The sequence below is a fragment of the Micromonospora halotolerans genome (assembly GCF_032108445.1).
Classification (GTDB): Bacteria; Actinomycetota; Actinomycetes; order Mycobacteriales; family Micromonosporaceae; genus Micromonospora; species Micromonospora halotolerans.
Window position 1 is genome coordinate 4,002,647 of the sequence record NZ_CP134876.1, and the last position, 14,567, is coordinate 4,017,213.

Consider the following 14,567-nt stretch of genomic DNA (forward strand, 5'->3'; position numbering starts at 1 on the left):
CGGCGGGGCAACCACGCCTTGCGCGATTGGCGGATGATGCACGCGGACACCGGCGACCGGAACCGGGGAGGAACGACATGGAGCTGCACCGGAACCGAGGGGCCCTGCCGCTGGCCCTCGTCTGTGTGGCGGGCGGGGTGATGGTGCTCGCCGTCGCCGGCGACGGGCCGGTGCTGCGGATGCTGGTCGCCCTGGGCGTCGTGGCGGTCGGCGTGGCGGTGCTGGTCGGCGCGCTGCGGCCGTTCCGCTGCGTGCTCGGCCCGGAGGGGCTGGAGGTGCGCCGGCCGGGCCTGCGCGGGACGTACCGCTGGGAGCAGTTCGCGGCGCTCGCCCTCGACGACGCCGGCCGCCTCGTCGGCGTGCCTGAGGCCGGGCTGCCGCCGGGCCCGCGGGTCACCGCCCGGCACCCGCGCGACGGCCGTCCCGCCGTCGAGCTGCTCGACCTCCGGCAGGTGCGGGAGAGCCCCGACGAGGTGACGGCGGCGCTGGCCCGCTACGCGGGCGAGCGGTTCACCGACGACCGCACCCCGCACGCCGGCAAGGCCACGGCATGACCGGCACCAACTGGGCGGGCAACGTCACCTGGTCGGCCCGGGCCCGCCACGAGCCCGCCACCCTCGACGAGCTGCGCCGGCTGGTGGCCGGCGCGGACCGGGTCCGGGCGGTGGGCACCGGGCACTCGTTCAACCGGCTCGGCGACACCACCGGCGAGCAGGTGTCGGTCGTCGGGCTGCCGCCCACCGTCGCGCTCGACCGCGACCGGGGCACCGTCACCGTCGCCGCCGGGCTGCGCTACGGCGACCTGGCCACCGCGCTGCACGCCGAGGGGTACGCCCTGGCGAACCTCGCGTCGCTGCCGCACATCTCGGTGGCCGGGGCGGTCGCCACCGCCACCCACGGCTCCGGACCGACCAACGGCAACCTGGCCACCGCCGTGGCCGCGCTGGAACTGGTCACCGCCGACGGCGACCTGCTCACGGTGGACCGCGCCGATCCCCGGTTCGCCGGGATGGTGGTCCACCTCGGCGCGCTGGGCGTCGTCACCCGACTCACCCTCGACGTCGTGCCCACCTTCGCGGTGCGGCAGTACGTCCGGCTCGGCCTGCCCCGCTCGGCACTGGACGCCGCCCTCGACGCGGCCTACAGCGTGAGCGTCTTCACCGGCTGGCGGTCGCCGCGGTTCGACCAGGTGTGGGTCAAGCAGCGCGCCGACCAGCCGCCGCCCCCGGCGGACTGGCTGGACACCCGCCCGGCCGACACGCCCCAGCACCCGGTGCCCGGGATGCCGGGGGAGATCTGCACGGCCCAGTTCGGCGCGCCCGGGCCGTGGCACGAGCGGCTGCCGCACTTCCGGCTCGGCTTCACCCCGAGCTGCGGCGACGAGCTCCAGTCCGAGTGGCACGTGGCGCGCTCCGACGCCGCCGCGGCGCTGGCCGCGCTCGACCCGGCGGCGGAGCGGATCGCCGCCGTGCTCCAGGTCTGCGAGCTGCGTACGGTGGCCGCCGACGGGTTGTGGCTCAGCCCGAACCACGAGCGGGACAGCCTGGCCGTCCACTTCACCTGGATCGGCGACCCGGCGGCGGTGGCGCCGGTGGTGGCCGAGGTGGAGGAGCGGCTCGCCCCGTTCGCCGCGCGCCCGCACTGGGGCAAGGTGTTCACCCGCGACCCGGCCGCCACCTATCCGCGCCACGGCGACTTCCGCGCCCTGCTACGCGAGTTCGACCCGGCCGGCAAGTTCCGCACCGCGTTGCTGGACCGTTACTTCCCGCGATACTGACCTACCCGCGGGTCACCCGTAGCCTATGGGCCGACCATCCACGGTGGACAGCGGTGAGGAGAAGATGGTGCAGGAGACCTCCGGGCCGGGCGGGCTGGTCCGCGTCGACAACCGGGCGTTGTCCCGGATCAGCGTCGTCGCCCAGTGCCTGGACAACCAGTGGGTCACCCGCGACCTGCTGGAGCACATGGTGAGCCGGCGGCTCTCCTACGCCGAGGTGGAGCGCCGACGCCGGCAGGACGCGCGGGCCGAGTACCTCCGCTCGATCCTCAACGCCGAGCAGGTCATCGTGAACCGGGCGTACTTCTTCAACAACCCGGTCGTCTACCAGGACTTCGCGGTGCGCGGCCCGCAACGCGACGCGGTCCGGGCCCTGCTGGACGAGAGCGTGCTGGTGCCCTTCCTGCTCCGCGAGGGCTCACCCGCGGACGAGCCGCGGTTCACCGTCGACCGGGTCGGGTGGGACGCCTGGCGGAGCCTGCTCGGCGACCTCGACCACATCCGGTGCCTCCGGCTGAGCTGGGACGACGCCGAGAACGAGGAGTGCACCCAGCGGCTGATGTTCGAGGAGTTCCACCGCTTCCTGCTGCAGGTACGCGGCTTCAACCTCGACGCCCTGCGCCGCGACCTCGGTCTCGACGGGGAGAGCATCCCGGTGCTGCGGGAGCGGCTGCGGGAGGTGACCCTGTGGGCCGCGGACACCGACCGGGCCGACCGGGAAGGGTTCTACCGGCAGTTCCTCGTCGAGCCGGGCAGCGACCCCGCCCAGGGCCGCTTCCGGTCGGCGCCGCTCGTGGCGGAGCTCAAGCAGCTCATCGACCTGCGGTACAACACCACCGTGCCCGACGCGGTGGAGCGTTTCGCGCTGATCCCCACCGACTCGCTGCGGCGCACCGCCCTGCAGGAGCGGCCGCCGGTGCGGGCGGCCCGCCCCGCCGAGGAGGGCGCGCCGCGGGCCGACCTGGAGCAGCTCGTGGAGCTGCTCCGGACGCTCCGGCCGCAGGCCTTCGACCTGGCCCTGTCCCCGCTGCGGATCGACCTGACCGGGCTGGAACTGGCGCACGTGCGGCAGGCGCGGGACACCGACGAGTGGCGCCGCTACCTGGCCGCGCTGGAGTCGCTGCTCGACGACCCGACCGACTTCGTGGCCCGCGGCCAGCTGGTGTACGACCGCTACCTCGCCCTCGCCGGCCGGCTCGCGGAGATCGTCGGTGAGCGGCGACGCAGCCGGATGCGGATCTGGCAGCCGGTCGTCCGGATCACCATCGAGGTCCTCGGCGCCTCCGCCTCGGTCATCTACGACGGCGACCCCCGGCTGGAGGTCATCGGCGACGTGGCCACCGAGGTCGCCTCCCGGGGCACCGACGCGGTGCTCCGCTTCGCCGTCGTGGGCCGCGACCAGCGTCGTGCCGAGAACGAGCTGGCCACCGGCATCGACGTGATGCGGGTGCGGCTGGAGCGGGCCCGCGAGGACTGGCGGGAACTCGTCGCCCGGCTGCGGGAGGGTGGCTTCCCGGTGGTCGACGGCGACGTCGAACGCGACTCCGAACCGAACATCGACCGGCCCCGGGAGGGCGAATGAGTGAGGTTCCCGACGACCTCCGCTACCGGGAGCTGCGCGACCGGCTGCCGGAACTGTTCGTCAACCCGCCGGGCGCCGCGGTGGAGATCCTGGACGATCCCGCCGAGGTGGCCGCCGCGGAACGGGCCAAGGTCGAGGCGTTGCGTGCGCGGGGCCTGCCCGAGGAGTGGGGCCGGAGCGGGGTCGCGTACCAGGACGAGTGGCTCACCCTGTTGCGGGACCCGGTCCGGTTTCCCGGGGGCGGGCTCGGCACCTACATCCGCGCCATCTCGATGGGCGGCACGTACGGGGTCGTGCTCCTGCCGGTGCTCGACGGCGCGGTGGTGCTGATCGAGCACTTCCGGCACGCGACCCGGCGGTGGCACCTGGAGGCGCCGCGCGGCTTCGGCGAGCCCGGTGTGCCGGCCGAGGAGCAGGCGGCCCGGGAGCTGCGCGAGGAGATCGGCGCGGAGGTCGTCCGCCTGGTCGACCTGGGCGTGCTGCACCCGGACACCGGCACCTCCACCGACGAGGTCCGGCTCTTCCTCGCGGAGGTGGCGGCGGTCGGGGAGCCCGACGCGCGCGAGGGCATCCGGGCCCTGCGGCGCTGCCCGCCGGCCGAGGTGGGCGCGCTCATCCGGGACGGGGTCCTCACCGACTCGTTCACCATCGCGGCCTGGACCCGGGCGCACCTGCGCGGCCTGCTGGGCGACGGCTAGGAGCGGCCGGCCGCCATCTGCTCGCGCATGCTGCCGCGCTGCACGGCGCGGCTGATGTCGCTGGGCGAGACGATCCCGACGAGCCGCTGGTCGGTGACCACGAGCGCCCGGCCGTCGGCGCACTGGCTGAGCCGGGGGAGCAGGTCGTTGAGCTGCTCGTCCGGGCTGGCGAGCACCAGCTCGTCGGCCCGGCAGGAGACCTCGGCCAGGGTGGTCGCGGCGCGCCGGTCGGCCGGGACGCCGCGGACCCGGTCCAGGGTGACCAGCCCGACCGGCCGGCCCTCGTCGGCCAGCGGCAGCGCCGAGTGCCGGTACGCGAAAAGGTAGTGGTCGACGAAGTCGGCGACGGTCATCTCCCCGGAGGCGGTCTGCGGCTGCGGGGTCATCACGTCGGCGACCCGGATGCCGCGCAGCGCGGTGCCCATCCGGGCCTGGCGCTCCTCCGCGCCGGCGGCGCCGATCAGGAACCAGCCGATGAGCGCCAGCCAGAGCCCGCCCACGCCGCTGCCGGCCAGGAACTGCCAGAGCCCCAGCCCGATCAGCAGGGCGCCGAGCACCCAGCCGGCCCGGGACGCCACCACGGAGGCCTTCGTCCGGTCTCCGGTGGCCTTCCACACCGCCGCGCGCAGCAGCCGGCCGCCGTCCAGCGGGGCGGCCGGCAGGACGTTGAAGATCGCCAGCAGCACGTTGATGCCGGCCAGCCAGGACAGCGCGCCGAGCAGCAGGCCGTGCGAGCCGGCCACGGCGAGCAGCACCGCTATCGCGCCGAAGAAGAGCCCGATGATCAGGCTGACCAGTGGCCCCACCCCGGCGATACGCAGCTCGGCGCCCGGGTCGCGGGCCTCGCCCTTCAGCTCGGAGACGCCGCCGAAGAGCCAGAGCGTGATCCCCTCGACCTCGATGCCGTTGCGCTTCGCGACCACCGCGTGCGCCACCTCGTGGGCGAGCAGGCCGAGGAAGAAGACCACCGCGGCGGCCAGCCCGGCGGCGACGTACGCCACGGCCGAATGGCCCGGGTACGCGCGCGGGAACTGGCTGGCGGACAGCGCCCACGCGATCAGCAGGAAGATGACCAGGACGCTCCAGTTGACACCGACGGGTACCCCCGCGATCCGGCCAAGCCGGAAGCTCGCCCTCATGACCCCGTCATACCCGTCCGGACCGGAACCACACCCGGGCGGCGTGGGGCCCGGTTCAGCGGCGCCGGGGGGCCGTGCTGACCACGGTCGGCGAGTACTGGTTGGCCGCCTCCACGGCCCACTCCAGCGCGAAGTCGGCCTCCTCCTCCCAGCCGGGCTCGCCGCCGACGAAGTGCGACCGGCCGGGGAACTCCCGGTAGCTGGTGATCGCCGTCGAGCCCCGGTAGAGGTTGGCCACGGAGGACGCCAGCGAGGCCGGCACCACGTGGTCCGCGCCGCCGGCCGTCACCAGCAGCGGCGCCCGGTCGGCCCGTTTGGTGTCCGCCGCCGTCGCCGAGTTCGGGTCCAGGTTGGCAAACGCCCCCTCGAAGAAGACGTGGCCCGCGGCGGGCACCGCGTACCGCTGCCAGGCGGCGTCGGAGTCCTCCGGGCTGATCGTGTTGCCGAAGGTGTACCGGAAGTCATCCGGGGTGAATGCGACGGCGCGGTACCGGTTGGCCGGGTTGCGCAGGATGGGGAACCCGGAGCGCAGCGTGCTGAGCGGCAGCTTCAGCACGCCCTTCACCGGCGCGGGGTGCAGGCCGACGACGGCGGCGCCGAGGCCCCGGTCCAACAGCAGTTGCGCGATGAGACCGCCGAACGAGTGCCCCATGATGATCGGCGGCCGGGGCAGGTCCCGGATGATCGCCGTGTAGTGGTCGACGATGCCGGCGATGCGCTGCGCGGCGATCGGCGTCGGATCCTCCCGCAGCCGCTCGACGTCCTGGTCCATGCCGGGCCAGGCGGGGGTGAGCACCTGGAAGCCGCGCCCCGCGTACCGGTCGACCCAGTGCTCCCAGCTGCGCGAGGTCATCCAGAGCCCGTGGATCAGCACGATGGTGTCGACCCGTGCCGTCGGTGCGCTCATGCCCTGACCCCCCGGTGCCTCGACAACTGACGTCGGCGCTGGTTACCCGGCGCGGCTGCGGTCACTCCCGCCCGGGACGTGGGTGGCGATGCCCTGGATCAGCAGGTCGAGGCCGAACTCGAAGCGGGTGTCGCCGTCGCCGGCGAGCAGCACGTCCACGTGCTCCCGCAGGTGCGGGTACCGCCCCGCCGGCAGGTTCCGGTAGTACGTGCTGAGCTGCTCACGCATCCGCGCCCACCACGTCGGCTGGTCCTGACCGGCGGCCCGGACCTTCTCGGCGTACAGGGCGCCCTCGTAGGCGTCGCCGGCGATGTAGAGGAAGAGCCGGTCGAGGAACCAGGCTGCCTGCTGCGCCGGCACGCCGCCGCTGCGGAGGACGGCGAGCAGCCCGTCGGTGACCCGCAGGGCGTTCGGACCGGTGGGAATGGTGGCCAGTGAGGCCAGCGCCAGCTCGGTGTGCGCGGCGTAGACCCGGTACGCCTGCCGGGCCACCTCGCGGACCTGCTCCGTCCAGCGACCCGGGTCGGGCTCGGGCACGGTGATGTCCGCGCTGACCCGGTCGACGAGTAGTTCGAGCAGCTCTTCGCGCCCGGAGACGTGGGCGTAGAGGGAGGCCGGCCCGGTGCCCAGCTCCTGGGCCACCCGCCGCATGCTGAGCCCGCCCAGCCCTTCCCGGCTGAGCACGGCGAGGGCGGCGTCGACCACCGCCTGCTGGCTCAGCGGCTGCCGGGGGGCCCTGCTGCGGGGCCGGGTACGCCACGGCGGCGAGGGCTGTTCGCTCACGGACGACCTCCGGAATCAGGGGACTCGAACATCGTACTTGCTGCGAACGGCGTTCGTTGGTAGAACAGTGTTCGTCAACGAACAGCGTTCGCTCGATTCGGGGGACCCACATGACCACCCAGCTCATCGCGGCGCCACCGGCCACCGGCCACCGCTGGCGCTGGATCGCCCTCGCGGTGATCCTCACCGCCGAGGTGATGGACCTGCTCGACGTGCTCGTCACCAACCTCGCCGGTCCGGCGATCCGGGCCGACCTCGGCGGCTCGCCCACCGTCATCCAGTGGATCGGCGCCGGCTACACCCTCGCCATGGCCGTCGGCCTGGTCACCGGCGGCCGCCTCGGCGACCTGTACGGGCGGCGCCGGATGTTCCTCGTCGGGGTGCTCGGCTTCACCGCCGCCTCGGCGGCCTGCGCCCTCGCCGGCAGCCCCGGCACGCTGATCGCCGCCCGGGTGGCGCAGGGACTGCTCGGCGCGCTGCTCCTCCCGCAGGGGCTCGGCCTCATCAAGGAGATGTTCCCGCCGGAGCAGCTCGCCGCCGCCTTCGGCGCGTTCGGCCCGGTGATGGGGATCTCCGCCGTCGGCGGGCCGATCCTGGCCGGCTGGCTGGTCGACGCCGACCTCGGCGGCACCGGCTGGCGCGCCATCTTCCTGATCAACGTCCCGCTCGGCCTGCTCGCCGCCCTCGGCGCGGCCCGCTTCCTCCCGGCCTCCCGCCCCGGCCACGCCACCCGGCTCGACCTGCCCGGCGTCGTGCTCCTGTCGGTCGCGGTGTTCCTGCTGGTCCACCCGCTGGTGCAGGGCCGCGAGCTCGGCTGGCCGGCATGGAGCTTCGCCATGCTGGCCGGCGCGGTCGTCGTGCTGGCGGTCTTCGCCCGCTACGAGCAGCGCCGGCAGCGGGCCGGTCGGGACCCGCTCGTGGCGCCCGCCCTGTTCCGCCGCCGCGCCTTCACCGGCGGGCTGGTCGCGGGGCTGGCCTTCTTCACCGCGCTGGCCGGCTTCTCGCTGGTGTTCAGCCTCTACCTCCAGCTCGGGCTCGGCTGGTCCCCGCTGCGTGCGGGCCTGGCCGGCGTGCCCCAGGCGCTCGGCATGGTGGCCGCCTTCGTGCTCGCCGGCGCCGGCCTGGCCCAGCGGCTCGGCCGGCGGCTCATCCACCTCGGACTCGGGGTGGTGCTGGCCGGCGTCGCCGGGATGCTGCTCACCCTCACCGTGGCCGGCGCCGACGTCACCCCGTGGCGGATGACGCCCGCGCTGCTGGCCGTCGGCTTCGGCATGGGCCTCGTGATGGCGCCCTTCTTCGACATCGTGCTCTCCGGGGTCGAGGAGGCGGAGACCGGCTCGGCGTCCGGCACGCTCACGGCCGTGCAGCAGCTCGGCGGCGCGCTCGGCGTGGCGCTGCTCGGCACGGTCTTCTTCGACGGGCTGACCGAGTCGGTGTCGCACGCCGTGCGGGTCACCCTCCTGGCCGAGCTGGGCCTGCTGCTGGTCACCGTGGCCGGCGCGTTCCTGCTGCCCCGCCGGGCCCGGGAGGGGGCCGGTGGCGGCCACTGACCGCCGGCCTCCTGACAAATGTCACGGTCGGAAGGTGACGACCGCTCCGGGGACCGGACCGCCGGTCCCCGGAGCATCGTTGTCATGACCGACACCCCACCGGCCGTCGAGCTGGCCGGACTCACCAAGACCTTCGGCCCGGTGACCGCCGTCGACGGGCTCAGCCTCCGGATCGAACCGGGCGAGGTGGTGGCCTTCCTCGGCCCCAACGGCGCCGGGAAGACCACCACCGTGGACATGCTGCTCGGGCTGGCCCGCCCGGACGCCGGCACCGTCCGGCTCTTCGGCGGCACGCCCGGCGACGCTGTCCGGCTCGGCCGGGTCGCCGCCGTGATGCAGACGGGCGGCCTGCTCAAGGACCTCACCGTCGCCGAGACGGTACGGATGACCGCGCACTTCTACGGCCAGTCCCGTCCGGCGGCCGAGGTACTGGAGCGGGCCGGCATCGCCGACATCGGCGACCGTGCCGTGGGCAAGTGCTCGGGTGGCCAGCAGCAGCGGCTGCGCTTCGCCCTGGCGCTGCTGCCCGACCCCGACCTCATGGTGCTCGACGAGCCGACCACCGGGATGGACGTCGAGGGGCGGCGGGACTTCTGGCAGGCCATCCGCGCCGACGCCCGCTCCGGCCGGACCGTCCTGTTCGCCACCCACTACCTGGACGAGGCCGACGCGTACGCGGACCGGATCGTGCTGGTCCGCCAGGGGCGGGTGGTCGCCGACGGCACCACCGCCGAGATCAAGAACCTGGCCGCCGGCCGGGTGGTGCGGGCCACCCTCCCGGGCGCCGACCAGACCGCGCTCGCGGCGCTGCCCGGCGTGCGGTCCGTCGAGGTGCGCGGCGACGCCGTGCTGGTGCACACCGAGGACTCCGACGTCGTCGCCCGGCACCTGCTGACCCGGACCGACGCCCGGGACCTGGAGATCACCTCGCGCAACCTCGAGGACGCCTTCCTCGCCCTGACCGCCGCCGCCTGACCGCCGACCGCGCCGAACCCGGAGCCTGAGATGACCGTCACCGCCTCGTCCGCCACCACCACGCCCGACCGGGCCGGGACCCGCCGGCCCCCCGCACTGGGCGGCTTCTCCGTCCCCGTGCTCGCCATCGAGATCCGCCGGGTGCTGCGCAACCGCCGCACGCTGGTGTTCATCCTGGTCATGCCGGCGGTGTTCTTCCTGCTGTTCGGCCTGCCGCAGCGGGGGCAGAACCTGGACAACGGCCTGCCCGTCACCGCCTGGATCATGATCAGCCTGGCCGTCTACGCGGCCATGGTCGCCACCACGAGCGCCGGCGCGGCGGTCGCCACCGAGCGGGCGCTGGGCTGGAGCCGGCAGCTGCGGCTCACCCCGCTGCGCCCTGCCGCGTACGTGGCCACGAAGGTGGCCACCGCCATGGTGCTCGGCCTGCTCGGCGTGCTTGTCGAGTTCGCCGTGGGCGCCGCCTCCGGCGTCCGGATGCCGGCGCACGTCTGGATCGAGTCCGGCCTGACCGCCTGGATCGGCTCGCTCGTCTTCGCTGCCCTCGGCCTGTTCGTCGGCTACCTGGCCCCGGCCGAGAACGTCATGCAGTTCATGGGCCCGGTGCTGGCCATCCTGGCCATGCTCGGCGGACTGTTCGTCCCGCTGGAGATCCTGCCCCACGCCATGCAGCAGATCGCCAAGTTCACCCCGGTGTACGGCGTCGGCGAGCTGGCCCGGGCGCCGCTGACCGGGACCGGTGTGGACTGGGCGGCGGTCGGCAATGTGGCCGCCTGGACCGCCTTCTTCGGCCTCGGCGCGGCCCGGCTGTTCCGCCGCGACACCACCCGCGTCTGACGCGCGGCGGCGGAGGCTAGCGTGTTCACCGTGGGCCTGCCGCACCAGCCGAGCCAGCCGATGAGCCGCCGTTGGCGACTCACCGGCTGGCTCCTGGCCGCGGTCTGGCTGTTCTTCCTCAACATCCCGCTGCTCACCGCGCTGCACCAACCCGAGATGTGGCGCCGGGTGCTGGGCGCGGTCACCCTGATCGCCTTCGGCTTGCTCTACGTCTGGGTGTTCGAGTGGGCGCGCGGCCGGCGGCAGGCGCGCCGGAACATCCCGCCCGGTCGGGCGTGGACGTTCCTGGCGGCGCTGCTCGGGCTCGGCCTCGCGGGCATTCCGGGCACCGAGGGGGACTGGCTGACCACACTGGTCTTCGTGGCGGCCGCGGCGGTCTTCCTGCTGCCGATCTGGGAGTCCCTGCTGGTGGTCGTGCTGGCCGCGCTGACCCCGCCGGTCACGGCGGCGCTGGTGCCCGGCTGGGAGGCCGAGGGGACCGTGGTCTTCGCCGTCGTACTCGCCTCGTTCGCCATGTTCGGCGTCACCCGGCTGGCGCAGCGCAACGCCGAACTCCAGGGCGCCCAGCAGGAGATCCGCCGGCTGGCGGTGGCCGAGGAGCGCGCCCGCACGGCGCGGGACCTGCACGACATCCTCGGGCACTCGCTGACCGTGGTGGCCGTCAAGGCGGAGCTGGCCGGGCGGCTGCTGGAGCTGGACCCGGCCCGGGCGGCCACCGAGGTCGCCGACATCGAGCGGCTGGCCCGGCAGGCGCTGGCCGACGTGCGGGGCACCGTCGGGGCGTACCGCGGGGTGAGCCTGGCGACGGAGCTGGCCGGCGCCCGCTCGGCGCTGGCCGCCGCGGGTGTCGCGGCGGACCTGCCGGAGACGGTGCCGTCGCTGCCGGCGGAGCGGGACGAGCTGTTCGGCTGGACGGTCCGCGAGGGGGTGACCAACGTGGTCCGGCACAGCGGGGCCCGGCGCTGCCAGATCCGGATCGACCCGACGGCCGTGGAGATCCGCGACGACGGCCGGGGGCCGGCCGGCGAGCCGGACACGGCCGGCCACGGCCTGGTCGGGCTCCGCGAGCGGGCCCGGCGGCTGGACGCCACGGTCAGCGTCGGCCGCCCGCGCGACGGGCGCGGCTTCCTGCTCCGGGTGACGCTGCCCGACGACGGACGGGGGACGACCGGATGACCGAGCCGATCCGGCTGCTGCTCGCGGACGACCAGGCGTTGGTCCGGGGCGCGCTGGCCGCGCTGCTCTCGCTGGAGCCCGACCTGACCGTGGTGGCCGAGGTGGGCCGGGGCGACGAGGTGGTGCCGGAGGCGCTGCGTACCCGACCGGACGTGGCCCTGCTCGACGTGGAGATGCCCGGCCTGGACGGGGTCGCGGCGGCCGCGGCGCTGCGGGCGGCGCTGCCGGGCTGCCGGGTGCTCGTGGTGACCACCTTCGGCCGGCCCGGCTACCTGCGCCGGGCCATGGAGGCGGGGGCGAACGGGTTCGTGGTCAAGGACACCCCGGCCCGGCAGCTCGCCGACGCGGTCCGCCGGGTGCATGCCGGGCTGCGGGTGGTCGACCCGTCGCTCGCCGCGGAGACCCTGGCCACCGGCCCGAGCCCGCTCACCGACCGGGAGACCGAGGTGCTGCGCACCGCCCGGGGCGGCGGCACGGTGGCGGACCTGGCGGCGACGCTGCACCTCTCCGAGGGGACGGTGCGCAACCACCTCTCCGCGGCGATCGGCAAGACCGGCGCCCGGAACCGGGCCGACGCCGTCCGGGTGGCCGAGGAGAACGGCTGGCTGCTCGGCGACTGAGCCGGCTCAGGCGGTGGCCGGCGGGGCGGGGAGCTGGTCCACCACCACGACCGCGGTGCCGGGGCGCAGCTCCGCGAGGAGCTGCCGCTGCCCGCTGCGGGTGAGCCGGATGCAGCCGTTGGTGACGTTCTTGCCGAGCGTCGCGTCGGTGTACCAGCTGTGCAGTCCGATGTGCGCGCCGCGCAGCCCGGTGGGCACCGCGTCCGGGTCGTCGGGGATCGCGCCGAGGGCGAAGATGTCCACCCCGCCGTACACGTCCTGCGGGGGCGGGGTGCGGCCCAGCACGAAGGTGCGGCCGAGTGGGGTGAGCTGGCCGGACATGCCGAGGCTCACCTCCCAGGAGCGTACGGCGCGGCCGTCCCGGTACCAGGTGAGCCGGTGCGGGCGGCGTTCCACCACGATCTGGTCGCGCAGCGGCACGACGCTCCAGCCGCCGGCCGGTAGCCAGGCGATGCGCCGGTTGGCCGAGGGGAGCAGGACGGCGGTCCAGCCCACCCGCCGCTCGACGATCGGCATGGTCAGCTCGACGCCGCTGATGGTGGGGGCGAGGAAGGCCAGTGGCCGGCCGCCCGGCGCGTCGTAGGCGGCGACCTCGCGGGTGGGCGTGACACCCTCGTTTAGCGGGCGGGTGTCGGCCGGACCGGGGTCGGCGGGGAACCCGCCGGGTGCCGGGTCGTAGGTGACCACCGGCAGGTCGTCCGGTGCGGGTGCGGCGGCCGGCACGGACTCCTCGGGGGAGGGGCTCGGCTCGTCCGGGGCGGGCGGCAGCGCCGCGGTGGGCGCGCCGGCGACCGGCGCCGGGGCCGGGCCGCCGGTGAGGCTCCGGCCGACCAGCAGCGCGGCCGCCAGCAGCACCGGTACGCCGATCGCGGTGAGCAGCCAGCCGAGCGTCCAGCGCGAGAACAATCGGTCAAACAGCACGATCAATACTGTAATCGGGCGGAAGGCCCCCGTGCCGCGAAACGGCGGCGCGGGGGGCTCCGGTTCGGCGGGGACGGCGAGGTCAGGACAGCTTCGCGCCGACGTGGACGGCCACCGCGTCGTGGGCGTTGACGGTGGCGGCGAACCAGCCGTTGGCGTCCACGGTGATCACCGGGCCGCTGCACGAGCCGTTGCTGAAGTCGCCGTGGATGACGTCGCAGTAGCGGCCGGCCGGCAGGCCCGTGTAGTAGGAGCGGCCGCTGATCGCGGCGTCCTCGTCGTTGATGGTCAGGTAGCCCCTGCCGGCCCGGCTGAAAGCGATGTGCTGCCAGCCGTTGTCGTACCAGTTGGCGACGGCGGCGCCCTGGGTGGCGTTGGCGAAGCCGACCATGTTGGCGATCACCCGCCAGCGGTGCTCGCACTCCCAGCCCGCGTAGCAGGTGGTGTTCGACGTCCGGTTGCTGGCGTCCGAGGGCGGTCCCTGGTCCTTGTTGCTGAACGTGTAGCTCGACATCACCGCCGGGGTGCCGTACGGCCAGGCGAGCATGAAGGCGTTCGCGAGGGCGTACTCGCCGCGGTCGCGGTAGGTCAGCACGCCGCCGTCGCGCTGGGTGTCGTGGTTGTCGGTGAAGACCACCGCCGAGCCGCCGGGCAGGTAGCCCCAGGACTCGCCGAAGTTCCGCAGGTACGCCAGCCGCTCGCTGTTGAACATCCGGGCCAGGTCCTTGCCGTACCGGAACTCGTGCACGTCGCCGTTGCCGGTGTACTCGGTCGGCTGGATCGGCTCGCCGGCTCCGTAGATGACCTCCTGCACCAGGTACGCCGAGCGGGACAGCTTCCCCCTGATCGCGGCGATGTCCGCGGCCGGCATGTGCTTGCTGGCGTCCAGCCGGAAGCCGTCGACCCCGAGCGAGAGCAGGTCGTTGAGGTACGCGGCCAGCCGGGTGCGTACGTAGTCCGACTCGGTCTTCAGGTCGGCGAGGTTGACCAACTCGCAGTTCTGCACCTCGTACCGGTCGCCGTAGTTGGCGATGTCGTTGTTGCCGTTGCGGCCGCAGTAGTGGAAGTCCTGGCTGGAGTAGGTGCCGGGGTAGTCGTAGTGGCCGAAGCCGCTGCCGGCCCACCCGGTGCCGCCGTTGTCCTGATCGGACATGTGGTTGACCACGGCGTCGACGATGACCTTCACACCGGCGTTGTGGCAGGTGTTCACCATCGCCTGGAACTGGGCGCGGGTGCCCTTGCGGGACTCGATCCGGTAGCTGACCGGCTGGTAGGCCACCCACCACTGGTTGCCGCGGACGTGCTCCTGCGGCGGGGAGACCTGGACGTAGCCGTAGCCCTTCGGGCCGAGGGTGCTGGTGCACTCGCCGGCCACCGAGGTCCAGTTCCACTCGAAGAGCTGGACGATGACCTTCTTGCTGCCGGGGGTGGCCGCGGCGGCCGGGGGAGCCGCCACGGTGGTGGGGACGAGCAGGCTGGCGGCCAGGCCCAGGGCGAGGGCAGCCGCGCGGCATCGACGTCGATGCATCGGGACTCCTGAGGGGGTGTGCGGCGCGGGGGAAGGCTTCGGTGCCGGCTCATTGCAAGTCGGCTTGAAATTTT

Annotated in this window: 14 protein-coding genes; 9 read left to right on the top strand and 5 right to left on the bottom strand. The window is 74.3% G+C overall.

What is annotated here, in order from left to right; translation table 11 throughout:
* Window positions 1-77: 77 nt before the first annotated feature.
* From RMN56_RS19075 to RMN56_RS19090, 4 genes are read left to right on the top strand one after another with little or no spacing between them, the layout of a single operon-like run.
* The gene (locus RMN56_RS19075; protein WP_313718816.1) at window positions 78-554 is read left to right on the top strand and encodes a hypothetical protein; all 477 of its coding nucleotides are present in this window, start codon (window positions 78-80) and stop codon (window positions 552-554) included.
* The gene (locus RMN56_RS19080; RefSeq protein WP_313718817.1) at window positions 551-1,777 is read left to right on the top strand and encodes an FAD-binding protein; all 1,227 of its coding nucleotides are present in this window, start codon (window positions 551-553) and stop codon (window positions 1,775-1,777) included. Before RMN56_RS19075 ends, RMN56_RS19080 begins: the two co-directional genes overlap by 4 nt.
* 25 nt (window positions 1,778-1,802) lie before the next feature.
* The gene (locus RMN56_RS19085) at window positions 1,803-3,359 is read left to right on the top strand and encodes a hypothetical protein (RefSeq protein WP_313718818.1); all 1,557 of its coding nucleotides are present in this window, start codon (window positions 1,803-1,805) and stop codon (window positions 3,357-3,359) included.
* A complete protein-coding gene (locus RMN56_RS19090; protein WP_313718819.1) occupies window positions 3,356-4,057 on the top strand; it encodes an NUDIX hydrolase in 702 nt (233 codons plus the stop codon). Before RMN56_RS19085 ends, RMN56_RS19090 begins: the two co-directional genes overlap by 4 nt.
* On the opposite strand, the gene RMN56_RS19095 is transcribed toward RMN56_RS19090, so the two are convergent.
* Genes RMN56_RS19095 through RMN56_RS19105 form a run of 3 tightly spaced genes read right to left on the bottom strand, consistent with a single transcriptional unit; the run spans window position 4,054 to window position 6,886 of the window.
* Window positions 4,054-5,196 carry a site-2 protease family protein gene (locus RMN56_RS19095; RefSeq protein ID WP_313718821.1) on the bottom strand — a complete coding sequence of 381 codons (1,143 nt, stop codon included), beginning with the start codon at window positions 5,194-5,196 and terminating at the stop codon, window positions 4,054-4,056. The genes RMN56_RS19090 and RMN56_RS19095 overlap by 4 nt on opposite strands.
* Before the next feature lie 55 nt (window positions 5,197-5,251).
* Window positions 5,252-6,103, bottom strand: coding sequence for an alpha/beta hydrolase (locus RMN56_RS19100; protein ID WP_313718823.1), 852 nt, complete (start codon window positions 6,101-6,103; stop codon window positions 5,252-5,254).
* Window positions 6,104-6,145: 42 nt separating this feature from the next.
* Window positions 6,146-6,886 carry a TetR/AcrR family transcriptional regulator C-terminal domain-containing protein gene (locus RMN56_RS19105; protein ID WP_313718825.1) on the bottom strand — a complete coding sequence of 247 codons (741 nt, stop codon included), beginning with the start codon at window positions 6,884-6,886 and terminating at the stop codon, window positions 6,146-6,148.
* A gap of 110 nt (window positions 6,887-6,996) precedes the next feature.
* Here RMN56_RS19105 and RMN56_RS19110 point away from each other — a divergent pair, with 110 nt between their 5' ends.
* The 5 genes from RMN56_RS19110 (at window position 6,997) to RMN56_RS19130 (ending at window position 12,044) form a co-directional block, all read left to right on the top strand.
* Window positions 6,997-8,436, top strand: a complete 1,440-nt coding sequence (locus RMN56_RS19110) for a DHA2 family efflux MFS transporter permease subunit (RefSeq protein ID WP_313718826.1) — start codon at window positions 6,997-6,999, stop codon at window positions 8,434-8,436.
* An 84-nt stretch (window positions 8,437-8,520) separates the two neighbouring features.
* A complete protein-coding gene (locus tag RMN56_RS19115) occupies window positions 8,521-9,411 on the top strand; it encodes an ABC transporter ATP-binding protein (protein WP_313718827.1) in 891 nt (296 codons plus the stop codon).
* A gap of 30 nt (window positions 9,412-9,441) precedes the next feature.
* Entirely contained in the window at window positions 9,442-10,248 is an 807-nt protein-coding gene (locus tag RMN56_RS19120; protein ID WP_313718828.1) for an ABC transporter permease, read from the top strand.
* Between the two features lie 21 nt (window positions 10,249-10,269).
* Window positions 10,270-11,424, top strand: a complete 1,155-nt coding sequence (locus tag RMN56_RS19125) for a sensor histidine kinase (protein ID WP_313718829.1) — start codon at window positions 10,270-10,272, stop codon at window positions 11,422-11,424.
* Window positions 11,421-12,044, top strand: coding sequence for a response regulator transcription factor (locus RMN56_RS19130; protein ID WP_313718830.1), 624 nt, complete (start codon window positions 11,421-11,423; stop codon window positions 12,042-12,044). Before RMN56_RS19125 ends, RMN56_RS19130 begins: the two co-directional genes overlap by 4 nt.
* A 6-nt stretch (window positions 12,045-12,050) precedes the next feature.
* Here RMN56_RS19130 and RMN56_RS19135 read toward each other — a convergent pair whose 3' ends face one another.
* Both RMN56_RS19135 and RMN56_RS19140 read right to left on the bottom strand, forming a co-directional pair.
* A complete protein-coding gene (locus tag RMN56_RS19135) occupies window positions 12,051-12,965 on the bottom strand; it encodes a L,D-transpeptidase (RefSeq protein ID WP_313718831.1) in 915 nt (304 codons plus the stop codon).
* 82 nt (window positions 12,966-13,047) lie between these two features.
* Window positions 13,048-14,493 carry an alpha-amylase gene (locus tag RMN56_RS19140; protein WP_313718833.1) on the bottom strand — a complete coding sequence of 482 codons (1,446 nt, stop codon included), beginning with the start codon at window positions 14,491-14,493 and terminating at the stop codon, window positions 13,048-13,050.
* Window positions 14,494-14,567 lie beyond the last annotated feature (74 nt).